Consider the following 18,854-nt stretch of genomic DNA (forward strand, 5'->3'; position numbering starts at 1 on the left):
TTATTACACCCTCCAGAGAATCTGAGCAGCGTAGCCCGCGCAACCGACGAGCCACAGAATCGTAAGAACTTGCAGCACCAGGCGCACGGCCATCGGACGCACATAGTCCATCCAGATGTCGCGCACGCCGATCCAGGCGTGATACAGCAGCGACAGGATGGTCAGGAACGTGATGATCTTCATCCACTGGTTGGCGAAGAGCCCTGCCCACGCCTCATACGAAGCGCCGTTCGACAGCAGGAAGGCAATGGCCAAGACCACGGTGAACACCACCATGATCACGGCCGTGACGCGTTGCGCGAGCCAGTCTTTCAGGCCGTAGTGGGCACCGACGACCAGACGCTTGGGACCGATATTGTTATTTGCCACCGTGATTCTCCTCAGAACAGGCCGAACAGCTTCAGGCCGAAAATCAGGGTAAGCAGCAGGCTGACAACCAGCACGCTGACGGCAGACTTGGCCGAGGCGGGCTTGGAGACACCGACGTGCACATCCAGCAGCAGGAAGCGGATACCAGCGCAGAAATGATGCAGATAACCCCAGATCAGGGCCAGAACAACCAGCTTGACAAAGCCGCCGGACAACAGGGCCGAGAACTTTGCGAAGCTCAGTTCGGAGGTGATGCTCTGCTCGAACAGATACAGGACGAAGGGAAGGAGGAGAAACATCAAGGCACCGCTCGCGCGATGCAGGATGGATACCTTGCCGGCCCAGGGCAACCGGTATTTCGCGATCTGCGAGATACCGATATTCCGGAATTCGGGCCTGGTGGATAGTTGCTTTTCCATGGGGGCGCTGATTCTTGTAGTGGGATGATTCGCCGTCCTGGCCTCGAGCCACACGATCCGACGCAGTGTCCGATATCGTGCAGCCCCGGCCAGGGGCTGATACGCGCGTATTTTGGCCTCCCGCTGATATACTGTCCAATATCTATCGCATCTTTCTGATATATATAACGGCAGATATCGCATGGAGCTGCGGCATATTCGCTACTTCCTCGCCGTCGCCGACGAGCGCAACGTAACGCGGGCAGCGGAAAGGCTCGGCATCGGGCAGCCGCCGCTCAGCCAGCAGATTCACGCGCTGGAGGAGGAACTGGGGGTCAAGCTGTTTCGCCGCACCGGGCATGGCGTGGTACTGACCGAAGCGGGCGAGGCGTTCGCAACGGATGCCAGGCGCATACTCCATGACACGCGCACAGCCGTGGAGAAAGCGCAAAGCGCGGGACGGGGCGAAATCGGGCGCCTCAATATCGGATTCACCGGCTCGGCTGCGTTCAATCCCGTGGTCTCAAGGCTGATCCGCGCCTACCGGCAGGATTACCCCAATGTTGTCCTCACCCTGGCGGAAGGCAATACGTCACAACTCCTCGCCTATCTCAATGATGGCCGGGTCGATGTGGCCTTTGTCCGCTTGAGCGGGCAGTCGCCGGCCGGCGTTCAACTGCAGCACATTGCCGTGGAGCCGATGAAGGTCGTGCTGCCCGCGACGCACCCTCTTGCGAAGCGGCGCCGGATATCCCTCGACGCCTTGGCGCAAGACCATTTTGTGCTGCTGCCCCGCGAAGCAAGTCCGACCTTGCATGACGTCATTGTCGGCGCTTGCAAGCAGGCCGGTTTTGATCTCATCGCCGGGCAGGAGGCCCCGCAACTCTCTTCAGTCGTGAATCTCGTGGCAGCGGAATTCGGCGTTTCACTCGTTCCCGCCTCGGTTTGCCAGATACAGGTCGAGGGCGTTGTCTACAAGGACATCGTTGGCAGCCCGGTCTCGATCCGCCTGGCACTCGCGTCGCGAATCGAGGCGACCCCCGCGAAAACGGCAAATTTTCTGCACAAGGCCCAGAGGCCCGGAGCCGGGGCCCAGCCTTGACTGGTGCGTACTTGGCCAGCAGCGCGGTGGCGTTCGGGATTTCGGAGTTCCCTGTTGCCAGGCTTACTGTTGGGCCGCCAACTGTGCGGCCCGCTGGATCACGATTGCCAGCTTTCGATCGAGCGCGAGGCCGATTGCTGTAACAGCCGGGTTGCCAAACTGGCCGAATAGCGTGGAAGGCTGGTCGAAGTCGACCTTCACCACGCCAGGTTCAGTTTCATAGACGAGCAGGGACAGCGGTGCGTAGAGGCCGGCGCGGATATCAAGGCTGGTCATTTGCAGCGCGATCCTCGGGTTCCCGACGTGATAGCGCCTGGCCTTCCGGTGCGAGCCGGTCATAGCGAACAGCGCACCATGGTCCTGCGCCGCAAAGATCATCAGCCCTTGTTCGCCCTCCATGCGTGCCATTCTTATCTCCGCCCCCTCGGGGTCGCTGGCGAGCGAAGCCATTACCGCCCGATCGAATTTGCCCAGAACGGACTCGAAGCTGCGCGTGAAGGCTTCATAATCGATCCGTAGTTCCAGCGTCCTGTGCACGATGCTGACAGGCTGTGAACTGGCTTGAACCCCGGCAGGATTTGCCTGTCCTGTCGCCGGGTCAGCACCATATGCGGCGAACTGCGGCATGATCAGCGCGACCGACAAGGCGAGCGCGAACGCGTGTCGTAGTCTCATTTCTCCTCCCATCTCAATCACTAGCATGATGATCGCCATAGAGCCCGACAAAAGGACTGCGACATTTCTGTGAGCCGCTCTCAGTCTCGTCGTCTCGGCTACCTGCTGTTCTCGCCATGATGTATCCGGCGTCTACATGCTAGTCAGCGAAGCTGCCGAGGTCAAGGAGGATCGCGCCGCCTCCACCTCGGGGCTATCCCTAGGGAAAGGTCGGCAGTGCCGGCAACACATCACTACACAGGTACAATCCCCGGCAAACCGACACACAATACGAGGGGACAACACCATGAATGGTGTGGTTTCAGGCCGCCTTGCGCCGAGGTGCCCTTGAATACACGTTTCATCGAGGCCTTCATGTGGGTGGCGCGGCTTGGCAGCTTCCGCGCCGCGGCCGACCACCTGCACATCACGCAGGCTGCCATGTCAAACCGCATCGCCTCGCTCGAGCAGGAGATCGGGGCGCGCGTCTTTGAACGCGAGGCCCGCGATCTGCGGCTGACGCCGGTTGGCCTGCGGCTGCTCAGCTACGGTGAGCGGATGCTCGAACTGCAGCGCGAGATCATGGTGCTGGGCCGCTCCGACCAGCAACTGCTCGGGCTGGTGCGCATCGGCGCCATAGAGACCGTGGTGCATACCTGGCTGGTCGACTTCCTGCGGCACCTGAGTTCGACCTATCCCGGCATCGAGGTGCAGATCACCTCCGAGACGACCGAAGGGCTGCACAAGAGCCTGCGCGCCGGCGCGATCGACATCGCGCTGCAGACCGACACTGCCGTCGGCGAGGGCATTGCCAGCATGCCCTGCCTGCCGATGGCGATGGGCTGGGTTGGCCCGCCGGGTGAAGCGCAGCCGGGTGAAGGCGTGCTGGCCGGGCTGCTGCAGCATCCGACCATCACCATGAGCCGGGGCTCGCAGCCCCATGTTGCGCTCAAGGAACTGTATCGCAAGGCCGGACTGCCGGTAGGCAAGGTGCATTGCGTCAGCTCGATCGCCGCCATTGTCAGGCTGGTCAGGGGCGGGTTCGGCAATGCCCTGATGCCGCTGGCACCGGTGCGCGAGCAGGTCGAGCGCGGCGAATTGCGCCTGCTTGCCTGCGATGTCCCGCTGCCCCCGCAACGCGTCGTGGTCAGCTATCACGACCATGGCGTTTCCGAGGCCATCCGCTTCGTTGCCGAACTGGCCTGCCGCGAATCGGATCAGTTCGTCCAGTCGCTGCCAGCACCATATTCGGGAGCCTAGGGAGGCCATTGCGCCACCCTGGTGCGGTTTCCCGGCCGCATCCACAAGAAAAACTGATCGGAAAGACCAACAATTTCCCGTTTGTCCTGACTCGCTGCTGCAACGATCATCGACTCATTCGCCGTACCCGGCGATCACCCCTACAGAGGAGACAGAGTCAGATGAGCAATCCTGCGGCCATTCCCCCACATGGCTTGTTGTTCGTCGCGTCCGATGTGGACGCGGCCGATGAAGCCGATTTCAACCTCTGGTACGACCGCGAACACGTAGAGGAGCGCGCGCGCGTTCCGGGTTTTATCTCGGCCGCGCGTTACCAGGCAGTGCACGGTGGGCCGAAGTACCTCGGCCTCTATCGCACCGAATCGCTGGCCGCGTTTACCTCGGCCGCGTACAAGCAGGCTTTCCGGCACCAGACCCCGTGGTCGGTCACCAACCTCGGGCGCATGCGCAGGCCGATGCGCCGCGTGTGCGCGGTCAACGCGTCGGTGGGGCAGGGCAGCGGCAGCTGGATCGCGGTCCTTCCGCTGCCGCGTGCCGACGATGTCGTGTCCCTTATCGATCGCGCAGCCGAGGTCGGAGATGAACTCTCGCTGCGTGTGGGGTTCGTCCGCTCCTGTCTTCTCGTCCCCGACGACGAACTCAGTCAACCCTTGCCCAACGAGAGCCTCGAAGGCCGCGATCTGCTTCCCCTGTTCGTCGTGGAGAGCAGCGATGAACAGGCAAGCGAGCTCGCTGAGAGCCTCGCGGCGCAGGGCCTGCACGCCGATGCCGCAGGTGCGACGCGCTACATCCTCAAGTGGAAACTCTACGCAAAGGAACTGGCGTCATGAGCGAAATGATCTCTACGGCAGCCGACGCCGGTTCCGCAGCCGGCGCGCGCGAAGCCAATGCCAATGCCAGCGCGAAGATGCGCCGCCTGGCCGCGGCCAGCTCGATCGGGACCACGCTGGAGTGGTACGACTTTACCGTCTACAACCTGATGGCGGCGCTGGTCTTCAACGTCATCTTCTTTCCATCCTTCGATCCGCTCACGGGCACGATCCTGGCGTTCTCCACGTATGCCGTCGGCTATGTGTCCCGGCCCCTTGGCGGCATGGTGTTCGGTCATCTTGGCGACAAGCTCGGCCGCCGCTTTGTCCTGGTAACCACGCTGATCCTGATGGGCATAGCCACCGGCGTGATGGGCCTGCTGCCGACCTATGCGTCGTGGGGCATCTGGAGCCCGCTGCTGCTGGTGGCGCTGCGCTTTGTGCAGGGCGCGGCGATTGGTGGCGAGTGGGCCGGCGCGGTGCTGCTGGCGATGGAGCACGGCAGGCAGGACCAGCGCGGGCGCAATGCATCCTTTACGCAGGTGGGTCCGTCGGCCGGCACGCTGCTGGGCACCGGCTTCATTGCCCTGGTCTCGGTGTTCCTGAGCCCGGAAGACTTCCTGGCCTGGGGCTGGCGCATCCCGTTCGTCTCGAGCGTGGCGCTGGTGGTATTCGGCTTGTGGCTGCGGCGTGGCGTGGACGAGACGCCGGCGTTCAAGGAAATGGCTGCGCACAATGCCCAGGCCAAGACCCCGTTGAAGGAAGTGTTCGTCTCGCACTGGCGGCGCCTGCTGGTGGCTGGCGGCGTGCGCATCGGCTCGGACGTGCTCTATGCGCTGGTGGTGGTCTTTACGCTGACCTATGTCACCAGCGTGCTGAACCTGTCGCGTCCGCTGGCACTGACCGCGACGATGCTGGGCGCGGCCGGTAATGCGCTGACGGTGCCGCTGTTCGGCGCGCTGTCTGACAAGCTCGGCCGCCGGCCGGTCTACATCGCCGGGGCGCTGCTGGGAATCGTGTGGGCGTTCGTGTTCTTCATGCTGATGGACAGCAGCCAGCCGTGGCAGATCTGCGTGGCCGTGGTGCTGGGTCTGCAGATCCATGCCGTCATGTACGGCCCGCAGGCAGCGTTCGTGACCGAGCAGTTTCCGACGCGGGTGCGCTATGCGGGCTCGTCACTGGCCTACACGCTGGCGGGCATCCTCGGCGGCGGTTTCGCTCCGCTCATCATCACCAGCCTGTACAAGGCCTATGGCAGCACCGGCGCGGTGTCCCTCTACGTCTGCGCGGCATTGGGCGTGACACTGGTTGCGCTGCTGATTGCCCGTGAGACGGCGCACAAGCCGCTCGAACACTGAAGCGGCAATGCCCCGCCGGCTTGTCCGGCGGGCCGCGCCGATCTGCGTTCCGCTCGCAGCCTCATCATCCACAACTTCTACCGCATGCCTACTCTGCAATTCCAACTTGCCGGCGAAGGACCGCTGGCGCTGCATATCGACCGGCTCGTCATTGCCGGCTGGACCGGGCGCGATGCCGACGCCGTCAACCACCACATCCGGGAACTCGAAGAGATCGGCGTGAAGCCGCCATCGATCGTCCCATGCTTTTACCCGCTTGCAGCCTCGTTGCTGACCACCGCGCCGTTGCTGGAAGTACCGCGGGACGATTCGTCGGGTGAGATCGAGTTCGTGCTGATGGCGGGCCCTGACGCGCTCTATGTCGGCGTGGGCTCGGACCATACCGACCGCATGGTCGAGGCCTACGATGTCACGGTCTCAAAGCAGATGTGCGCCAAGCCGGTCGGCAGCGAGGTCTGGCGCTTCGACGATGTCGCGGCGCACTGGGACCGGATCGAGATGCGCTGCTGGCGCACCCGGCATGGCGTGCGCGAGCTCTACCAGGAAGGGCTGGTGACGCGCCTGCTCGATCCGCGCGACCTGATCCGCCGCCTGCACGGCGCAGTGGACGGCGGAATGGACGGCGGCCACGAGCTGCCGCCCGGTACCGCGATGTTCTGCGGCACCCAGGCGGTGATCGGGGAACTGGGAGGCGGGGAGGCATTCGAAGTCGAGCTGCACGATCCGGTATTGCGGCGCTCGCTACGCCATGCGTACCGCGTGGCTAGCCTGGAGGTGGCTCCCTGATGCGCACCGATCTTCCCACCATTGCCGAACTGGCCGCCAGCCTGGATGCCGGGCAGACGACGAGCGTCGCGCTGACCGAACAGGCGCTCGAGCGCATCGACAGTCATCGCGCGTCCGGCGGTGCAGCATTCATGGAGGTCGATGACAAGGGGGCCCTGGCGGCGGCCGCGACGGCGGACCAGGCGCGTGCTGCCGGCTATGTGGCGTCGCCACTGGCCGGCCTGCCGGTTTCCGTCAAGGACTTGTTCGATGTACGCGGCCAGGTGACGCGGGCCGGTTCAAAGGCGCTGGATGGCGCTGCCGCTGCCGCTGATTCTCCCGCCGTGGCGCGCCTGCGCGCGGCGGGGGCGGTGCTGGTCGGGCGCACCAACATGAGTGAGTTCGCCTTCTCCGGACTCGGCCTGAATCCGCACTACGGTACGCCCCGCACGCCGTTCGACCAGGCCTGCATTGCCGGCGGCTCGACCTCGGGCGGCGCCGTCAGCGTGGCGCTCGATATGGCCGCGGCCGCGCTCGGCACCGACACGGGCGGCTCGATCCGCATTCCGAGCGCATTCTGCGGGCTGACCGGCTTCAAGCCCAGTGCAAGGCGCGTGCCGCTGGCGGGCGCCGTGCCGTTGTCGAGCTCGCTCGACTCGGCCGGCCCGCTGGCGCGCTCAGTGGCTTGCTGTGCGGCCGTCGATGCGGTCCTCAGCGGTGAATCGCTCGACAGCCGGCCCGCGGCGCTCGCCGGCCTGCGCCTGTACGTGACGCGCGACTTCGTCACGGAGTCCCTGGACAGCGAAGTCGCGCGTGGTTTCGATGCAGCGCTTGCCAGCCTGTCCCGGCTTGGTGCCCACGTCATCCCGTTCGATTTCCCCGAGCTTCACCGCCTGCCGACCATCAACGCCGGCGGCGGCCTGACCGCGGCCGAAGCGTGGCACTGGCATCGCGCTCTGCTGGACGAGCGCGGCGCTGCGTACGATCCGCGTGTGGCGACACGGATTCGCCGCGGCCAGCAACTGAGCGCTGCCGACTATCTGACGCTGCTCAAGGAACGGCACGCCATGCGCCAGAGAGCCGCCGAGCTTCTGCGCGATGCCGACGCCTGGCTGATGCCGACCGTGGCCGTGCGGCCGCCGCGGCTCGATGCGCTCGACAGCGATGAGGCCTTCTTTTCGACCAACGGGCTGGTGCTTCGCAATCCGAGCGTCATCAACTTTCTCGATGGCTGTGCGGTATCCCTTCCGCTACCCGCGGCCGTCCCGGGCATTGCGCTCAGCGTCTGTGGCCTGCACGGTGCCGACGCGCGCATCCTGCAGGTTGCCGGGGCGATCGAGAAGGGCCTTTGCCATCGCGAATTGTCGGTGGCTGGCAAGAGCGGTCGGGAAGGGTAGCGCAGTATCTCTACAGGGTTTTCCCTCTGTTTGCGCGAATTGGTAAAAGCATGTCGTGATCGGCCAAGCCGGTCGGCGTGGAGCGACCCGAGAATGGACGGAAGCTGGCGCGCCCTCGAGTCCGTCATCGACAAAGCCTTCCAAACACGCAAAGCAGCATTCAAGAGGTACAGAGATGGAGAAGCAGGCCAACAACATTTTGTGGCGTGGATACGCCCTGGCGCTCGGCGTTGGTGTCGTCGGCTGGCTGCCCGTGGCTCAGGCCCAACCGGCCTGGCCAACGAAGCCGGTCCGGCTGGTGGTGGCGGGCCCTGCCGGCGGCAGCGCCGACGCACTGGCGCGGCTGCTGGCGGAAGGCCTGCATAAGGCATGGAGCAAGCCGGTCATTGTCGAAAACAAGCCTGGTGCCGCCGGTGCGCTGGCGATCAGCGACATGCAGTCCACTGGCAAGGATGGCCATACCCTCCTGGTCATCCAGGGCGGTGTGGTGAGCGAGGCTCCGTTGGCCTCCAAGGTCAATTACAAGCCGTTTGCCGACCTGAAGCCTCTTGCACAGATCAGCCGCACGGGGCTGGTGCTGGTCGCCAACAAGGATCTTCCGGTCTCCAACCTGAAGCAACTTGTCGACTACGGCAAATCGCAAAAGGACGGGCTCGTATTTGCCTCCTACGCCACAGGATTGAAGGGCCACACCTCGGGCATACTGCTCGGGCAACTCACCCACGTGCCAATGCGGCACGTAGGCTACAAGGGCTCGCCTCCCGCATTGAACGACCTGATGGGCGGACATGTGCCGCTGATGTTCGATGGGGTGACTACCTCGCTGCCGCTGATCAAGGCGGGGAAGATCAAGGCGATCGCGGTGGCGTATCCGACCCGGATTGCAGGAATGGCGGATGTCCCTACGTTCAAGGAGCTTGGCTACCCGCAGCTGGCGCTGGCAGGCTGGTTCGCCGTGTGGTCGCGTCCGGATGTCGAGCCGGCGGTCCAGCAAAAAATCCGCGAGGCCACGCTGGCATATTTCAGGGAGCCCGCCGTGCAGAATCGCATCAAGGACATGGGCATGGAGCAGGGCGATCCCGCGACCTCGGACGAGATGATGACGGACCTGAAACAGGCATACCAGCAACAGGCCGCGCTGCTGAAATCCATCAACTACCAGCCGGAATAATCAGAAGAATAGTCCGCAGGTCCCGTCCTCTGCTCCATGGCCGGTGGCACCGGCCATGGTTCGTTCACGAGAGCTCGCGAATGAGCGCTTCCGCCTGCGGCCATTCACCATAGCCGGAAGCCGGATTCAGATGCCCGACTTCGCCGAGTTCGACGAAGCGGCTCCCCCAGGCCTGCGCCAGCTCACGGGCGCGATCGAGACGAGTCAGCGGATCATTGCTGCTGGCCGCAACGATGCTCGGAAACGGCAAGGTGGCGCGCGGGATCGGCAGCCAGCCATGATCGCGCAGTGTGTCGGTCGCCGGATAGCCTGCCGGCATGGGCGTCTCGAGGTCCGCGGGTGCCGCAAGCAGTGCGCCCAGGATCTCGCGTCTGGCGCCCCGGGCCGCCCAATGGGCGACCATCATCGCGCCTGCGCTATGCGCCACGATGATGACCGGCCCCTCGATGGCAGCCGCGGCGCGCTCGATGGCATCGACCCGGGCAGCGCAGCTCAGCTTGTCTTGCTCGAGTGGAGCGACTGAGACCACGCGAGGCAGCTTCGCTGCCAGCAGCGTCTGCCAGTGTTCCGGCACATGGTCACGCAGGCCGGGGACGATGAGAACGGTTGGAGTCGTAGAGTTCATGTCAGGATTTCAATATGGCGCGTCGCCCATGATGGCGGTGCGCTCCATTTTTCGGTGGCACGGGGGGTAATCCATCACTGCATAGTGCTGGGTCGAACGGTTGTCCCAGAATGCAACACTGTTTTTCTTCCAGCGGAAACGCACCTGGTATTAGGGGGTGCTGGCCTGGCCGACCAGGTAGTCGAGCAAATTGCTGGCGCCCGGCGCCTTGTCCGGTGATTGTTGTCTCCAGGGATCGATGCGGCCGATCGACCCTTGTGAGTCTGGATGCTGCGGGCTTCTTGCGCTTGACGGGACGTGACAGGCACTTACCAATTCATGGCGCGGCGATAAGGGAACGCATCGGCCCTCGATAGCCTTTGACCACGGCGAAGCCTGAGCACCGGGCTGCCGGGGCAGCGGTCCCAAATTTCCCTGACCGCGCTTCCCCCAGCATCACCCCGCCGTGCTGCCGTTCAGGTGGGCGCGTGCCTGCTCGACCCACGCCTCGCGCATCACGCGCCCTCGTGCGTTGAGCTTCAGGTCGAGCCAGGCCGCCTCCTCCGGCTCAAGGGCAGCGAGCTGTGCGTAGCGCCGGATGCCGAGATGATTGAGTTTCTCCGCCGTGCGCGGACCGACGCCCGTGAGGCTTGCGAGATCGTCGGGCGGCGCGCCGTCGAGGTCCGGCTCGATCGTGGGCGCCCGGGGCACGAGTGTGCTGTCGGCGGCCTGTGCCACGTAGGCCGCCGCAGCGTCAACGGCATCTTCGGTCTCGGCGAGCGTTGCATCGTGCGAGTCGGTGCTCGCGAGCGGGGCGGTTGGCGTGTGTGCCAGCGAGGGCGGCTCCGCCACGCCAAGCATTCTGTAGAACCGATGCAGGAGCACAAGCGCAGCCGGATGCATGGTCTCGACGGAACCGGAGATTTCCATGACGGCGTCAAGTGCGGTCCTGCGCTGGGGTTCGGTTTCAAGCAGCAGCGGAATCGTTGCCAGCGCCTGCTCCGGCTCCATGTCCGCGATGATCTGCTGCTGCCTGATGAGCTTCGAAAGCGCGGCTTCGTCGAACTCGCCGAGCGTACCCGCGGTCGTGACCAGATCGAGCAGGCGCTCAAGCCGCGAACGCCGCAGGTAGCCGCGTGCCTTTGCCATCAGCACAAGCATGCGTACGGCACCTTCCGCCGCACCGCCTTCGGTCATTGCGCCGAGCGCGGCGCGCACCTCCGGAAGCGTGCGCAGATCCTCGTCGTGACGGCGCCTGGCGCTCAGCAGCTCGTGACTGCCGATGCCCTTGACCGCGGGAATCGTGTAGATCGAATGAAAGAGTGTCTCCATCCAGGCATCGCGTACATCCCGATAGAGGTTGAGCTGACGCTCGATGATGCTCGCGTTGATCCGTTCCAGCCCGACGAATGGGTTGTCGCCATCGACAGGCTGGCGGTGCGCGCGCGTCCATTCGGCCCACGCGCCGACGGCGCTCATGAACGGATTGCCATCCGAGAACGCGAGCCGGCGCAATCGAATCGGCTGGAGCTCGCGCGTCGCCCGCGCCGCCCCGGGTGGTACCACCGCGCGCACCCACGGGCGCATCCCGATGTCGTAGGCTTCCGTGGCGAGCTCGGACAGGCGTGCGACCGAAGCAAACAGCTCCTCGTCCTCGCGGCCGTCGTCAATGCCGAGGATATCGTCGATCGTCCGCGCCTCGAAGCGGATATGCACGCGGTCTTCGGCATCGTCGAGCTTCATCTCGTAGAGGCCGGGCGGCAGCGCTTCGATCGCGCGCAGCGTGTCGGTGATCGCATCGTGCTCACGGTTGGCGACCTTCGCGGAAACGAAGATGCCAAGGTGCCCGACGGTGTGATGGACCATGTACACAATGCGCTGGCCGCGCATCTTGATCTCATCCACGTTTGCGTAAAGATCCGCGATCCAGTTGAGGGCCTGCTGCGGCGGCGTGATGTTGTCGCCGTGCGAGGCGAACACGATGACAGGCGAGGCGATGCGGCGCAGGTCGATCGCCTCGCCGCCGAGCCTTGCTTCGCCGCGGGCGAGCCGGTTGCCAACGAAGAGGTTCTCGACGATCCAGCGGATCTCGGGCTCGTTCATCAGGTGAAAGCCGCCCCACCAGCGTTCGAATCCAAGATAGCGCTCGGACTCCGTGTCGACGTTCGCGTACAGGTGGTAGTACTTCTTGAACAGATGATTGGCGGGGTCGAGGGTCTCGAAGTTGAGCACGAGCCACGCGCCATCGAACACGCCGTGCCCGATATCCGAAAGCATCAGCACCGGCAAGGCGCCGCCCGCGAGGCCGCCAAGATATCGCATCGGGTTTTCGCCGGTCCTGCCCGCCCAATAAGACATCGGCGCGCCGTTGATGACGACGGGCCCGGCGAGCTCGGGCGCCGAAGCCGCAAGCACCATGGCGGCCCAACCGCCCTGGCAATTGCCGATCACCGCGGGCCGAGGCGATTTCGGGTGCCGGCGCGCTATCTCGCGGAGGAACTCCACCTCCGCGTCGCGAATGTCGGCCATCGTCTGGCCAGGCTCGGGCATCGGACGGAAAACCACGAAGTACACCGGATGCCCGTTCTGGAACGCCTCGCCCACCTGGCTATCCGGCTTGAACCCGCCTATGCCCGCGCCATGGCCGGCGCGCGGGTCGACGATCATGAACGGCAGCTTGGCGTCGTCGACGGTGACACCATCGGGTGGAATGACCCGCACGAGCGAGTAGTTGACGGGCGCTTCCAGCTCGCGGCCGTCAACCAGGAGCTCGAACGCAAAATCCAGCACAGGTGGCATGTCGGCTTGCAGATGCTCGACATAATTGTTGCCGCGCTGGCGCAGGGTGTCGAGCATGAGGATCTGCCGCTGCATGGCATCGGTGGCGTAGGCCAGCCAGCCGGTCGCCCAGCTTGCCGGTCCGCCTGCCATAAGCGCTGGCAGCCGGGCAGTTTCTGCCTCGGCACTGGTATGCACATCGTCGGCAAATCCGGCTGTCTCCCGTCGCAGCCGGATAACGTGGTTCCACGCCACGTCGGCTATGAGACGGTTGGCCTTGCGTTGGTCACTGCAGACCCGCGCGAAAGTTTCGAATCCCTGCCAGAAACTGGCAATCATGGTGCCAAGGGCAGCAGAGCCCGGGTCAGCGCGACGTTCCATGTAGATGCACTCCTTCCGCGTCAGGCTCACCGCGATTCGGCAGCGCGACGGTTGCCAACGCCGGCTTCACAGGCCAATGCTTACACTAGCCAGACACCGTGACAGAAAGGTGACGGCCCCAGTCGCGGGGCAGTCGGCAAGGCATGTCTCTACTCTATGCGCCGGGGGTGAAAGGTGACGGCCGGCGAGGCTTTGCACAACGCGAAGTGCCTCACAAGTAACGCCGCAACAGCTTCAAGGGTGCCAGCTCCTATACTGGCGCTTGTCGGCGTCAAGGCGCGACTCCCTCGAATCCCCCCGCGTTCATTGCAATGAACTGGCTTGAACTCAAGATCCCTCCGCCGGTCGTGGCGCTGCTGACCGGTTTGCTCATGTGGCTGGCAGCTGCGTCGATGGCCAGGATTGAAATTCCGTTCAGACTTCGCGTAGGTGTCGCAGTAGCGCTTGCGTGCACTGGCGCGGCCATCGGGGTCTGGGCCATGGTTTCATTCTGGCGGGCGAAGACCACAATGAATCCGATCAAGCCCGCTACGGCTTCATTGCTGGTCACGGGCGGGATATTCCGAATCACGCGCAATCCCATGTACCTGAGCCTGCTGCTCTACCTGCTGGCGTGGGCAGCGTACTTGTCAAACTGGCTCGCGCTGCTATTCCTGCCTCTGTTCGTGCTCTACATCGACCGGTTCCAGATTGTTCCCGAGGAACGCGCGCTGTCATCCCTGTTTGGTCCGCAGTACGGTGCATACAAGGAGAGAGTTCGCCGGTGGCTCTGACGAGTGGAACCGATCGTCGGCGTGGTCCCGGATGTGCCCGGACGAGCGGCAGTGCCATGCTCAATCCATCGTCGATGGCGGGGCCGGGCGCCGCCGCCGGCGTGCCGCCCGCCGATGCCACATCAATAGTTCATCGTCACGTTCAGCATGGCTACCCGCGGATTGCCCACGGGCAAAACGTTATTGTTCAGGCCGCCCGCGTAGTACATCTTGTCGAACACGTTCTTGACGTTGAAAGCCGCGCGCCAGTGCGATGCCACATAGCCGACGGCAAGATCGGCCACGGTGTAGCCCGGCACGGTGTAATTGAAGCTGTAGCCGCGTTTGGCGCTCTCGCCGCGCAGGCCGGCACCGACGTACCAGCCGGCCAGCCCGCCACGCAAGCGGTACTGGGCCCAGGTCGAGAAGCTGTGCCGGGGCACGCTGTTCAGCGGCTTGCCGACGTTCGCGGCCGTGGTGTCCTGGGTGACTTCGCTTGCGATGTAGGCATAGGCCACCGACACGCTGAGGCCATTGCCAAGATCCTGCGTCAGTTCCGCTTCCAGCCCGCGCGATCGCTGTTCGCCCACGGCCGTGCTGAAGCCCGGGTTGACCGGGTCGCTGCTGAGCACATTGGTGCGTGTCAGGTCGAACGCGGCCAGCGTCAGCAGGCCGGTCTTGTCAGGCATGTCGAACTTGACGCCCACTTCGTACTGGCGGCCCTTCTCTGGCTTGAAGGTGGCGCCGCTGACGTCGGTGCCGGCGTTCGGCAGGAACGAAGTGGCGAAGCTCGCGTACGGTCGCGCCCAGTGCGTCAGGTCGTACATCACGCCCGCGCTGCCGGTGACGGCGTTGTTGTCGTTCACGCTGCGCGACGACGCCAGCCGGTCCGTCGTGCTCGTCCGCGCGGATTCGTAGCGCACGCCGCCAGTCATGGTCCAGCGCTCGGCAATACGGATCTGGTCGCGCAGATAGAGGCCGACCGCGTCCAGCGTATCGGTCGCATCCACGCTATAGGCGGACGGACAATTGATGCTCGCGCCATAGACCGGGTTGTAGACGTTCAGCGCGGCCACGCGGCACGTTTTCTGCAGGCGGTCTTCCTTCGTATGCCGGTAGTCGACGCCGAAGGTCACGCTGTGGGCGTGCCCCGCGAACGCGAAAGTCCGCTGCATGTTGGTGTCGACACCGAACGAGTCCCCCGAGAAGCTCTGCTGCGTGCCACTGCGGTTCATCAATTGGCTGTTGACCGCCATCGTGCCGGCCGACACGAGCGTGCCGTGCAGCGACGACGTCTGGTAGCGCAGGTTCTGGTTCAGCGTCCAGCCGGAGTCGAACCGGTGCGCCAGCGCGTAACCGATGCGGTTCTGCTCGCCGTCATAGGAAGGCGCATCCGGCTCGCCGATGAAGCGGTTGTTCGGCACCACGCCATTGCGGTTCGGCACCAGCGTGCCATTCACGGGCAGGCCTTGCTGGCGCACATAGTTGCGCTGGTTATGGCTGGCCAGGATCGTGAAATCCGTGCGCGCCCCCAAGTCCAGCGTCAGCGACGGCGCGATCCAGCGGTTGCGATACCAGACATAGTCGGTCGGATCGTCGCTGTTCATCATCAGCGCGTTCAGGCGGAACGCAGCCTTGCTGTCCGTGGCCAGTGGCGTTCCCACGTCGACCGTCATCTGCCGGAAGCCATAGTTGCCGACGGTCAGGCCCAGTTCGCCGAACAATTCGGCACGCGGGCGCTTGCTGACCATGTTGACCAGGCCGCCCGGCTGTACGGCGCCGAACAGGATCGAGCCCGGTCCCTTGAGGACTTCCACGCGTTCCACGCCGAACAACTCCTGCGCCACGCGGTTGTTGCTGTCGACGAGCAAGCCGTCGGCAAAAATCGATTCCGACGCACGCTGGCCGCGGATGATGAAGTCGTCCCAGCCGCGCCTGCCATAGACGTTGGTGACCACGCCCGCTGAATTCTGCAGCGCATCGCTGAGGTTCTGCGCCTGCTGGCTGTCGAGCAGTTCGCGCGTGATGACGGTGATCGATTGCGCGGCGTCGGCCGCCGATTGGCCCGATTTGGTCACTTCGGCCGGCCGCCGCGTGGCAAAGCCGACGTCGGCTTGCCCGTCACCGGCGGCGCTGACCGTCACGGATGGCAGCGTGGCGAGATCTTCGGCGGCGTGGGAAAGAACAGGGGGAAGGAGCAGGGTACTGGCGGCGGCGGGTATGGCAAGACGGCGGAAAAGCATGACGGCCCAAGGGGAAAGCAACGAAAGCTTCGCATCATAAATGAGAAGGATTCGCATTTCTACCAAAGCCGGGTTGCTGTGCTGGAATTTGTTCAGTTTTTTGCGAGCTGTTCATGCGGAGGCCATCGAAGGCCTGCTGCCGCTGCCTCGCGCTTGGTGAGATGCTGTTGGCTGTTGAACCGCCTGGTTCCGCCCTCCTGGGCGGGTAACTTTTTGTCCGAGCGACAAAAAGTCACCAAAAAGCGCGTTTATTGCCCTGCGGGCGGTCACTTTTATCGTAGTGGGCTGGGGCTTTCGTACGGGGCTAGGCTTCGTTGCAGGGCAGGACTGCCTGACGCCTTGGTGCGCCACGGTGGCTCGGGATTGACGCGGTGTTTGAACGAGCCCAGAGCTGTGGGTGGCCCCTGCTGCTTGGGTCAACGCAGGGACGCCTACGGCTGCGCTGCGCGCCGGCAGTATCTCAGGTCAGGGGCCCGGGCACGGAACGCGTCGCTGCGCTCGCTTGGCGCTTTCGCTGGTGAGTCGCAAGCCTTTCCCTGCCGCTTGTTTGCTCCCCTCTCCCGCTTGCGGGAGAGGGGCCGGGGGTGAGGGCCGGAGCCCCCACGAAGTAATGCCGGTCAATTTCCCCGTCGCCGCGCCAGACCTCGTATGCACAGCCATCTCGCCAGCGCGCGAGGCCGAGGCTGAAGCGCAAGCCAGGGACAGGTCCGCGCGGCCCCAAGCGTGCGACGCCGAGGCCGAAGCGCAAGCCAGGACATGGATGCCAGCGCTGCCACGTTAAGGCCGGCGCGCAGCGCAGCCGAAGGCGTTCCTGCGTTGACGCCCGTAGCAGGGGCCACCCACAGCTCTGGGCTCGTTCAAAAACCGGAGCAATTCCAGCCACCGTGGCGCACCAGGGCGTCAGGCAGTCCTGCTCTGCAACGAAGCCCAGCCCCGTACGAAAGCCCTCGCACACTACGATAAGAGTGGCCGCCCGCAGGGCCGTAAACGCGCTTTTTGGTGACTTTTTGTCGCTCGGACAAAAAGTTACCCGCCCAGGAGGGCGGAACCAGGCGGTTCAACAGCCGACAGCATGTCACCACCAGCGACAGCAATAAAAAACCAAAATCAATAACCTTTCATCCGTTGAAGTCCGGCGTTTCCACCAGCGCCATCAGCGGCGCCATGCACGGACTTGCCGCCGCCAATGCGCGATGTTCGTCCAGGATGTCCTGCAGCATGGCATGCGTCGTATCCGGGTTGGCCAGCACCACGCGGAAAACGGCAATCGGGCGCCCATCCCACTGTGACGATGTCAACTGCGTGCGCGATATGAACGAGCGGCCGGCATCACGCTGCATTTCCTGGATGCTGATGGTCAGCGCATCCAGCGCGTCCAGGATCTTCTCGCGCCGGTCCGTCGAAGCCGTTGCCAGCGCGGCACGGACGGTCTCGGGCACCAGGCGGTAGGTCAGGATGCAGAGCTGCGGCTGGCTGTCGAGCTCGAAATCCGGCTGCTGCGCAATCAGGGATGCAAAGTACCTGGCGTTGTCGATGCTGCGATCGATCAACTGCGCCAACCCCTTGCGGCCGAGCAGGTGCAGGTTCGCATAGAGCATGACTGCCGCCGCGCCGCGCGATCCTTCGAGCGTATGGCGCCCCAGGTCAACCGAACCCTTGCGCACGATGTAGTTAGCATGCTGGATGATTTCCTGCGTCCACGCCGGGCTCCGGAACAGCACCATGCCGGCGCCCATCGGCACGTAGAACTGCTTGTGCGCATCGATGACGACGGAATCGGCACGCTCGATGCCCGCGAAGCGCCAGCGCTCGCGTTCCGACAGCAGCGTTGCGCCGCCCCATGCGGCATCCACGTGGAAGTGGCAGCCGGCCTCCTGAGCAACATCCGCAATCGCATCCAGCGGGTCGACCGAGCCCGTCTCGGTCGTTCCTGCTATGCCCACGATCGCCATCGGCAGGATATTGCGCTGCCGCAGGTCGCGCAGGGTCTCGCGCAGCAGGTCGATGCGCATCCGGCCATCGGCATCGACCCCGACCGGCACCAGGTTGTCGCGCCCGATGCCAAGGACATCCGCGGCCTTGCGCAACGAGTAGTGTCCGCGCTCGGAGACCACGATCGCCAGCCCGTCATGGCCGTAATGGCGCAGCGCAGCCGCGAGTCCGGCGCTATGGATGCCGGCGAAGCCGTCACGCGCGCCCAGCAGGTTGTTGCGGCTTGCCCATAGCGCGGTCAGGTTGGCGACCGTGCCGCCCGAACAGAACGCGCCGAGCGCATGGTCGGCATCGTGCAGCCACCTCGCGTAGAACGCGCTGTCCTGGGCAAACACCAGCTTGTGCAGCATGCCGAGGACCTGGCGCTCGAGCCCGGTCAGCGCACCCGACGTCTCGAGCTTCACGACGTTCTGGTTCAGCGCCGCCACCACCTTGGCCAGCGAAGGCATGAACGACGGCAGCGACGACGTCATGTGTCCGACGAACCTTGGCGAAGCCACGGGCATGACGTGCCGGAACACGTCGTTGAGCAGATGATCGGCATGCGCTTGCGGCGATGTCGGGGTCTCGGGCAGTTCCACCGACGCGAACACCGCCTCGCGCGTGGCGCACGCGCCGGCAGGATCAAAACGCTCGCCTGCAAAGAAATCCGCCGGATGTTCGGCGATCAATCGTTCGAGCGATTCGAACGCACCGCGATCGGCGTCGAACCAGCGCAAGGGGCAGTCGTCGCTACCGTCCGTGTCTTGTAAGGTCTCTTCGCGAGAGTTGTCCGGCTTATTCTGCATCATCCAGTTCAATCCAGTACCGCCATGGTTCTC

General features: G+C 64.4%; 15 protein-coding genes and 1 pseudogene. 8 read left to right on the forward strand and 8 right to left on the reverse strand.

Going from position 1 to position 18,854, the window contains the following annotated elements; genetic code table 11:
• Positions 1-3: 3 nt before the first annotated feature.
• Complete coding sequence (gene sdhD, locus VSR71_RS17785) at positions 4-369, reverse strand: succinate dehydrogenase, hydrophobic membrane anchor protein (protein ID WP_116324062.1); 366 nt, start codon at positions 367-369, stop codon at positions 4-6.
• Positions 370-380: 11 nt separating this feature from the next.
• Complete coding sequence (gene sdhC, locus VSR71_RS17790) at positions 381-788, reverse strand: succinate dehydrogenase, cytochrome b556 subunit (protein WP_342915165.1); 408 nt, start codon at positions 786-788, stop codon at positions 381-383.
• Between the two features lie 181 nt (positions 789-969).
• Between sdhC and VSR71_RS17795 the strand changes: the two genes are divergently transcribed.
• On the forward strand, positions 970-1,869 hold the full coding sequence (locus VSR71_RS17795) for a LysR family transcriptional regulator (protein ID WP_342915166.1): 900 nt from the start codon (positions 970-972) through the stop codon (positions 1,867-1,869).
• A 63-nt stretch (positions 1,870-1,932) separates the two neighbouring features.
• On the opposite strand, the gene VSR71_RS17800 is transcribed toward VSR71_RS17795, so the two are convergent.
• Positions 1,933-2,571 carry a DUF302 domain-containing protein gene (locus VSR71_RS17800; RefSeq protein ID WP_342915167.1) on the reverse strand — a complete coding sequence of 213 codons (639 nt, stop codon included), beginning with the start codon at positions 2,569-2,571 and terminating at the stop codon, positions 1,933-1,935.
• Between the two features lie 300 nt (positions 2,572-2,871).
• On the opposite strand from VSR71_RS17800, the gene VSR71_RS17805 reads away from it, so the two are divergent.
• The 6 genes from VSR71_RS17805 (at position 2,872) to VSR71_RS17830 (ending at position 9,283) form a co-directional block, all read left to right on the forward strand.
• Positions 2,872-3,783 carry a LysR family transcriptional regulator gene (locus tag VSR71_RS17805; protein ID WP_342915168.1) on the forward strand — a complete coding sequence of 304 codons (912 nt, stop codon included), beginning with the start codon at positions 2,872-2,874 and terminating at the stop codon, positions 3,781-3,783.
• Between the two features lie 161 nt (positions 3,784-3,944).
• A complete protein-coding gene (locus VSR71_RS17810) occupies positions 3,945-4,613 on the forward strand; it encodes a hypothetical protein (protein WP_342915169.1) in 669 nt (222 codons plus the stop codon).
• A gap of 5 nt (positions 4,614-4,618) precedes the next feature.
• Positions 4,619-5,950: an MFS transporter gene (locus VSR71_RS17815; protein WP_428979425.1), complete on the forward strand. Its 1,332-nt coding sequence runs from the start codon at positions 4,619-4,621 to the stop codon at positions 5,948-5,950.
• An 84-nt stretch (positions 5,951-6,034) separates the two neighbouring features.
• Positions 6,035-6,736: a DUF2848 domain-containing protein gene (locus VSR71_RS17820; protein WP_342915170.1), complete on the forward strand. Its 702-nt coding sequence runs from the start codon at positions 6,035-6,037 to the stop codon at positions 6,734-6,736.
• Positions 6,736-8,112 carry an amidase gene (locus VSR71_RS17825; protein WP_342915171.1) on the forward strand — a complete coding sequence of 459 codons (1,377 nt, stop codon included), beginning with the start codon at positions 6,736-6,738 and terminating at the stop codon, positions 8,110-8,112. Before VSR71_RS17820 ends, VSR71_RS17825 begins: the two co-directional genes overlap by 1 nt.
• Before the next feature lie 175 nt (positions 8,113-8,287).
• On the forward strand, positions 8,288-9,283 hold the full coding sequence (locus VSR71_RS17830) for a tripartite tricarboxylate transporter substrate binding protein (protein ID WP_342915172.1): 996 nt from the start codon (positions 8,288-8,290) through the stop codon (positions 9,281-9,283).
• Between the two features lie 64 nt (positions 9,284-9,347).
• Here the strand turns inward: VSR71_RS17830 and VSR71_RS17835 are convergent, their stop codons facing one another.
• The 3 genes and pseudogenes from VSR71_RS17835 to VSR71_RS17845 form a co-directional block, all read right to left on the reverse strand.
• Positions 9,348-9,908, reverse strand: a complete 561-nt coding sequence (locus VSR71_RS17835) for an RBBP9/YdeN family alpha/beta hydrolase (protein ID WP_342915173.1) — start codon at positions 9,906-9,908, stop codon at positions 9,348-9,350.
• A gap of 9 nt (positions 9,909-9,917) precedes the next feature.
• A pseudogene (locus tag VSR71_RS17840) lies at positions 9,918-10,121 on the reverse strand (TauD/TfdA dioxygenase family protein); the annotation flags it as partial.
• 222 nt (positions 10,122-10,343) lie between these two features.
• Entirely contained in the window at positions 10,344-13,046 is a 2,703-nt protein-coding gene (locus tag VSR71_RS17845) for a DUF3141 domain-containing protein (protein ID WP_342915174.1), read from the reverse strand.
• Positions 13,047-13,357: 311 nt separating this feature from the next.
• Here VSR71_RS17845 and VSR71_RS17850 point away from each other — a divergent pair, with 311 nt between their 5' ends.
• Positions 13,358-13,819, forward strand: coding sequence for an isoprenylcysteine carboxylmethyltransferase family protein (locus VSR71_RS17850; protein ID WP_342915175.1), 462 nt, complete (start codon positions 13,358-13,360; stop codon positions 13,817-13,819).
• 122 nt (positions 13,820-13,941) lie between these two features.
• Here the strand turns inward: VSR71_RS17850 and VSR71_RS17855 are convergent, their stop codons facing one another.
• Positions 13,942-16,041, reverse strand: coding sequence for a TonB-dependent siderophore receptor (locus VSR71_RS17855; protein ID WP_342915176.1), 2,100 nt, complete (start codon positions 16,039-16,041; stop codon positions 13,942-13,944).
• Between the two features lie 1,118 nt (positions 16,042-17,159).
• On the reverse strand, positions 17,160-18,824 hold the full coding sequence (panP, locus tag VSR71_RS17860) for a pyridoxal-dependent aspartate 1-decarboxylase PanP (RefSeq protein ID WP_342915177.1): 1,665 nt from the start codon (positions 18,822-18,824) through the stop codon (positions 17,160-17,162).
• Positions 18,825-18,854: the final 30 nt, after the last annotated feature.

Origin of the sequence: Cupriavidus oxalaticus (genome assembly GCF_038900635.1) — a bacterium.
Taxonomy (GTDB): Bacteria; Pseudomonadota; Gammaproteobacteria; order Burkholderiales; family Burkholderiaceae; genus Cupriavidus; species Cupriavidus oxalaticus_B.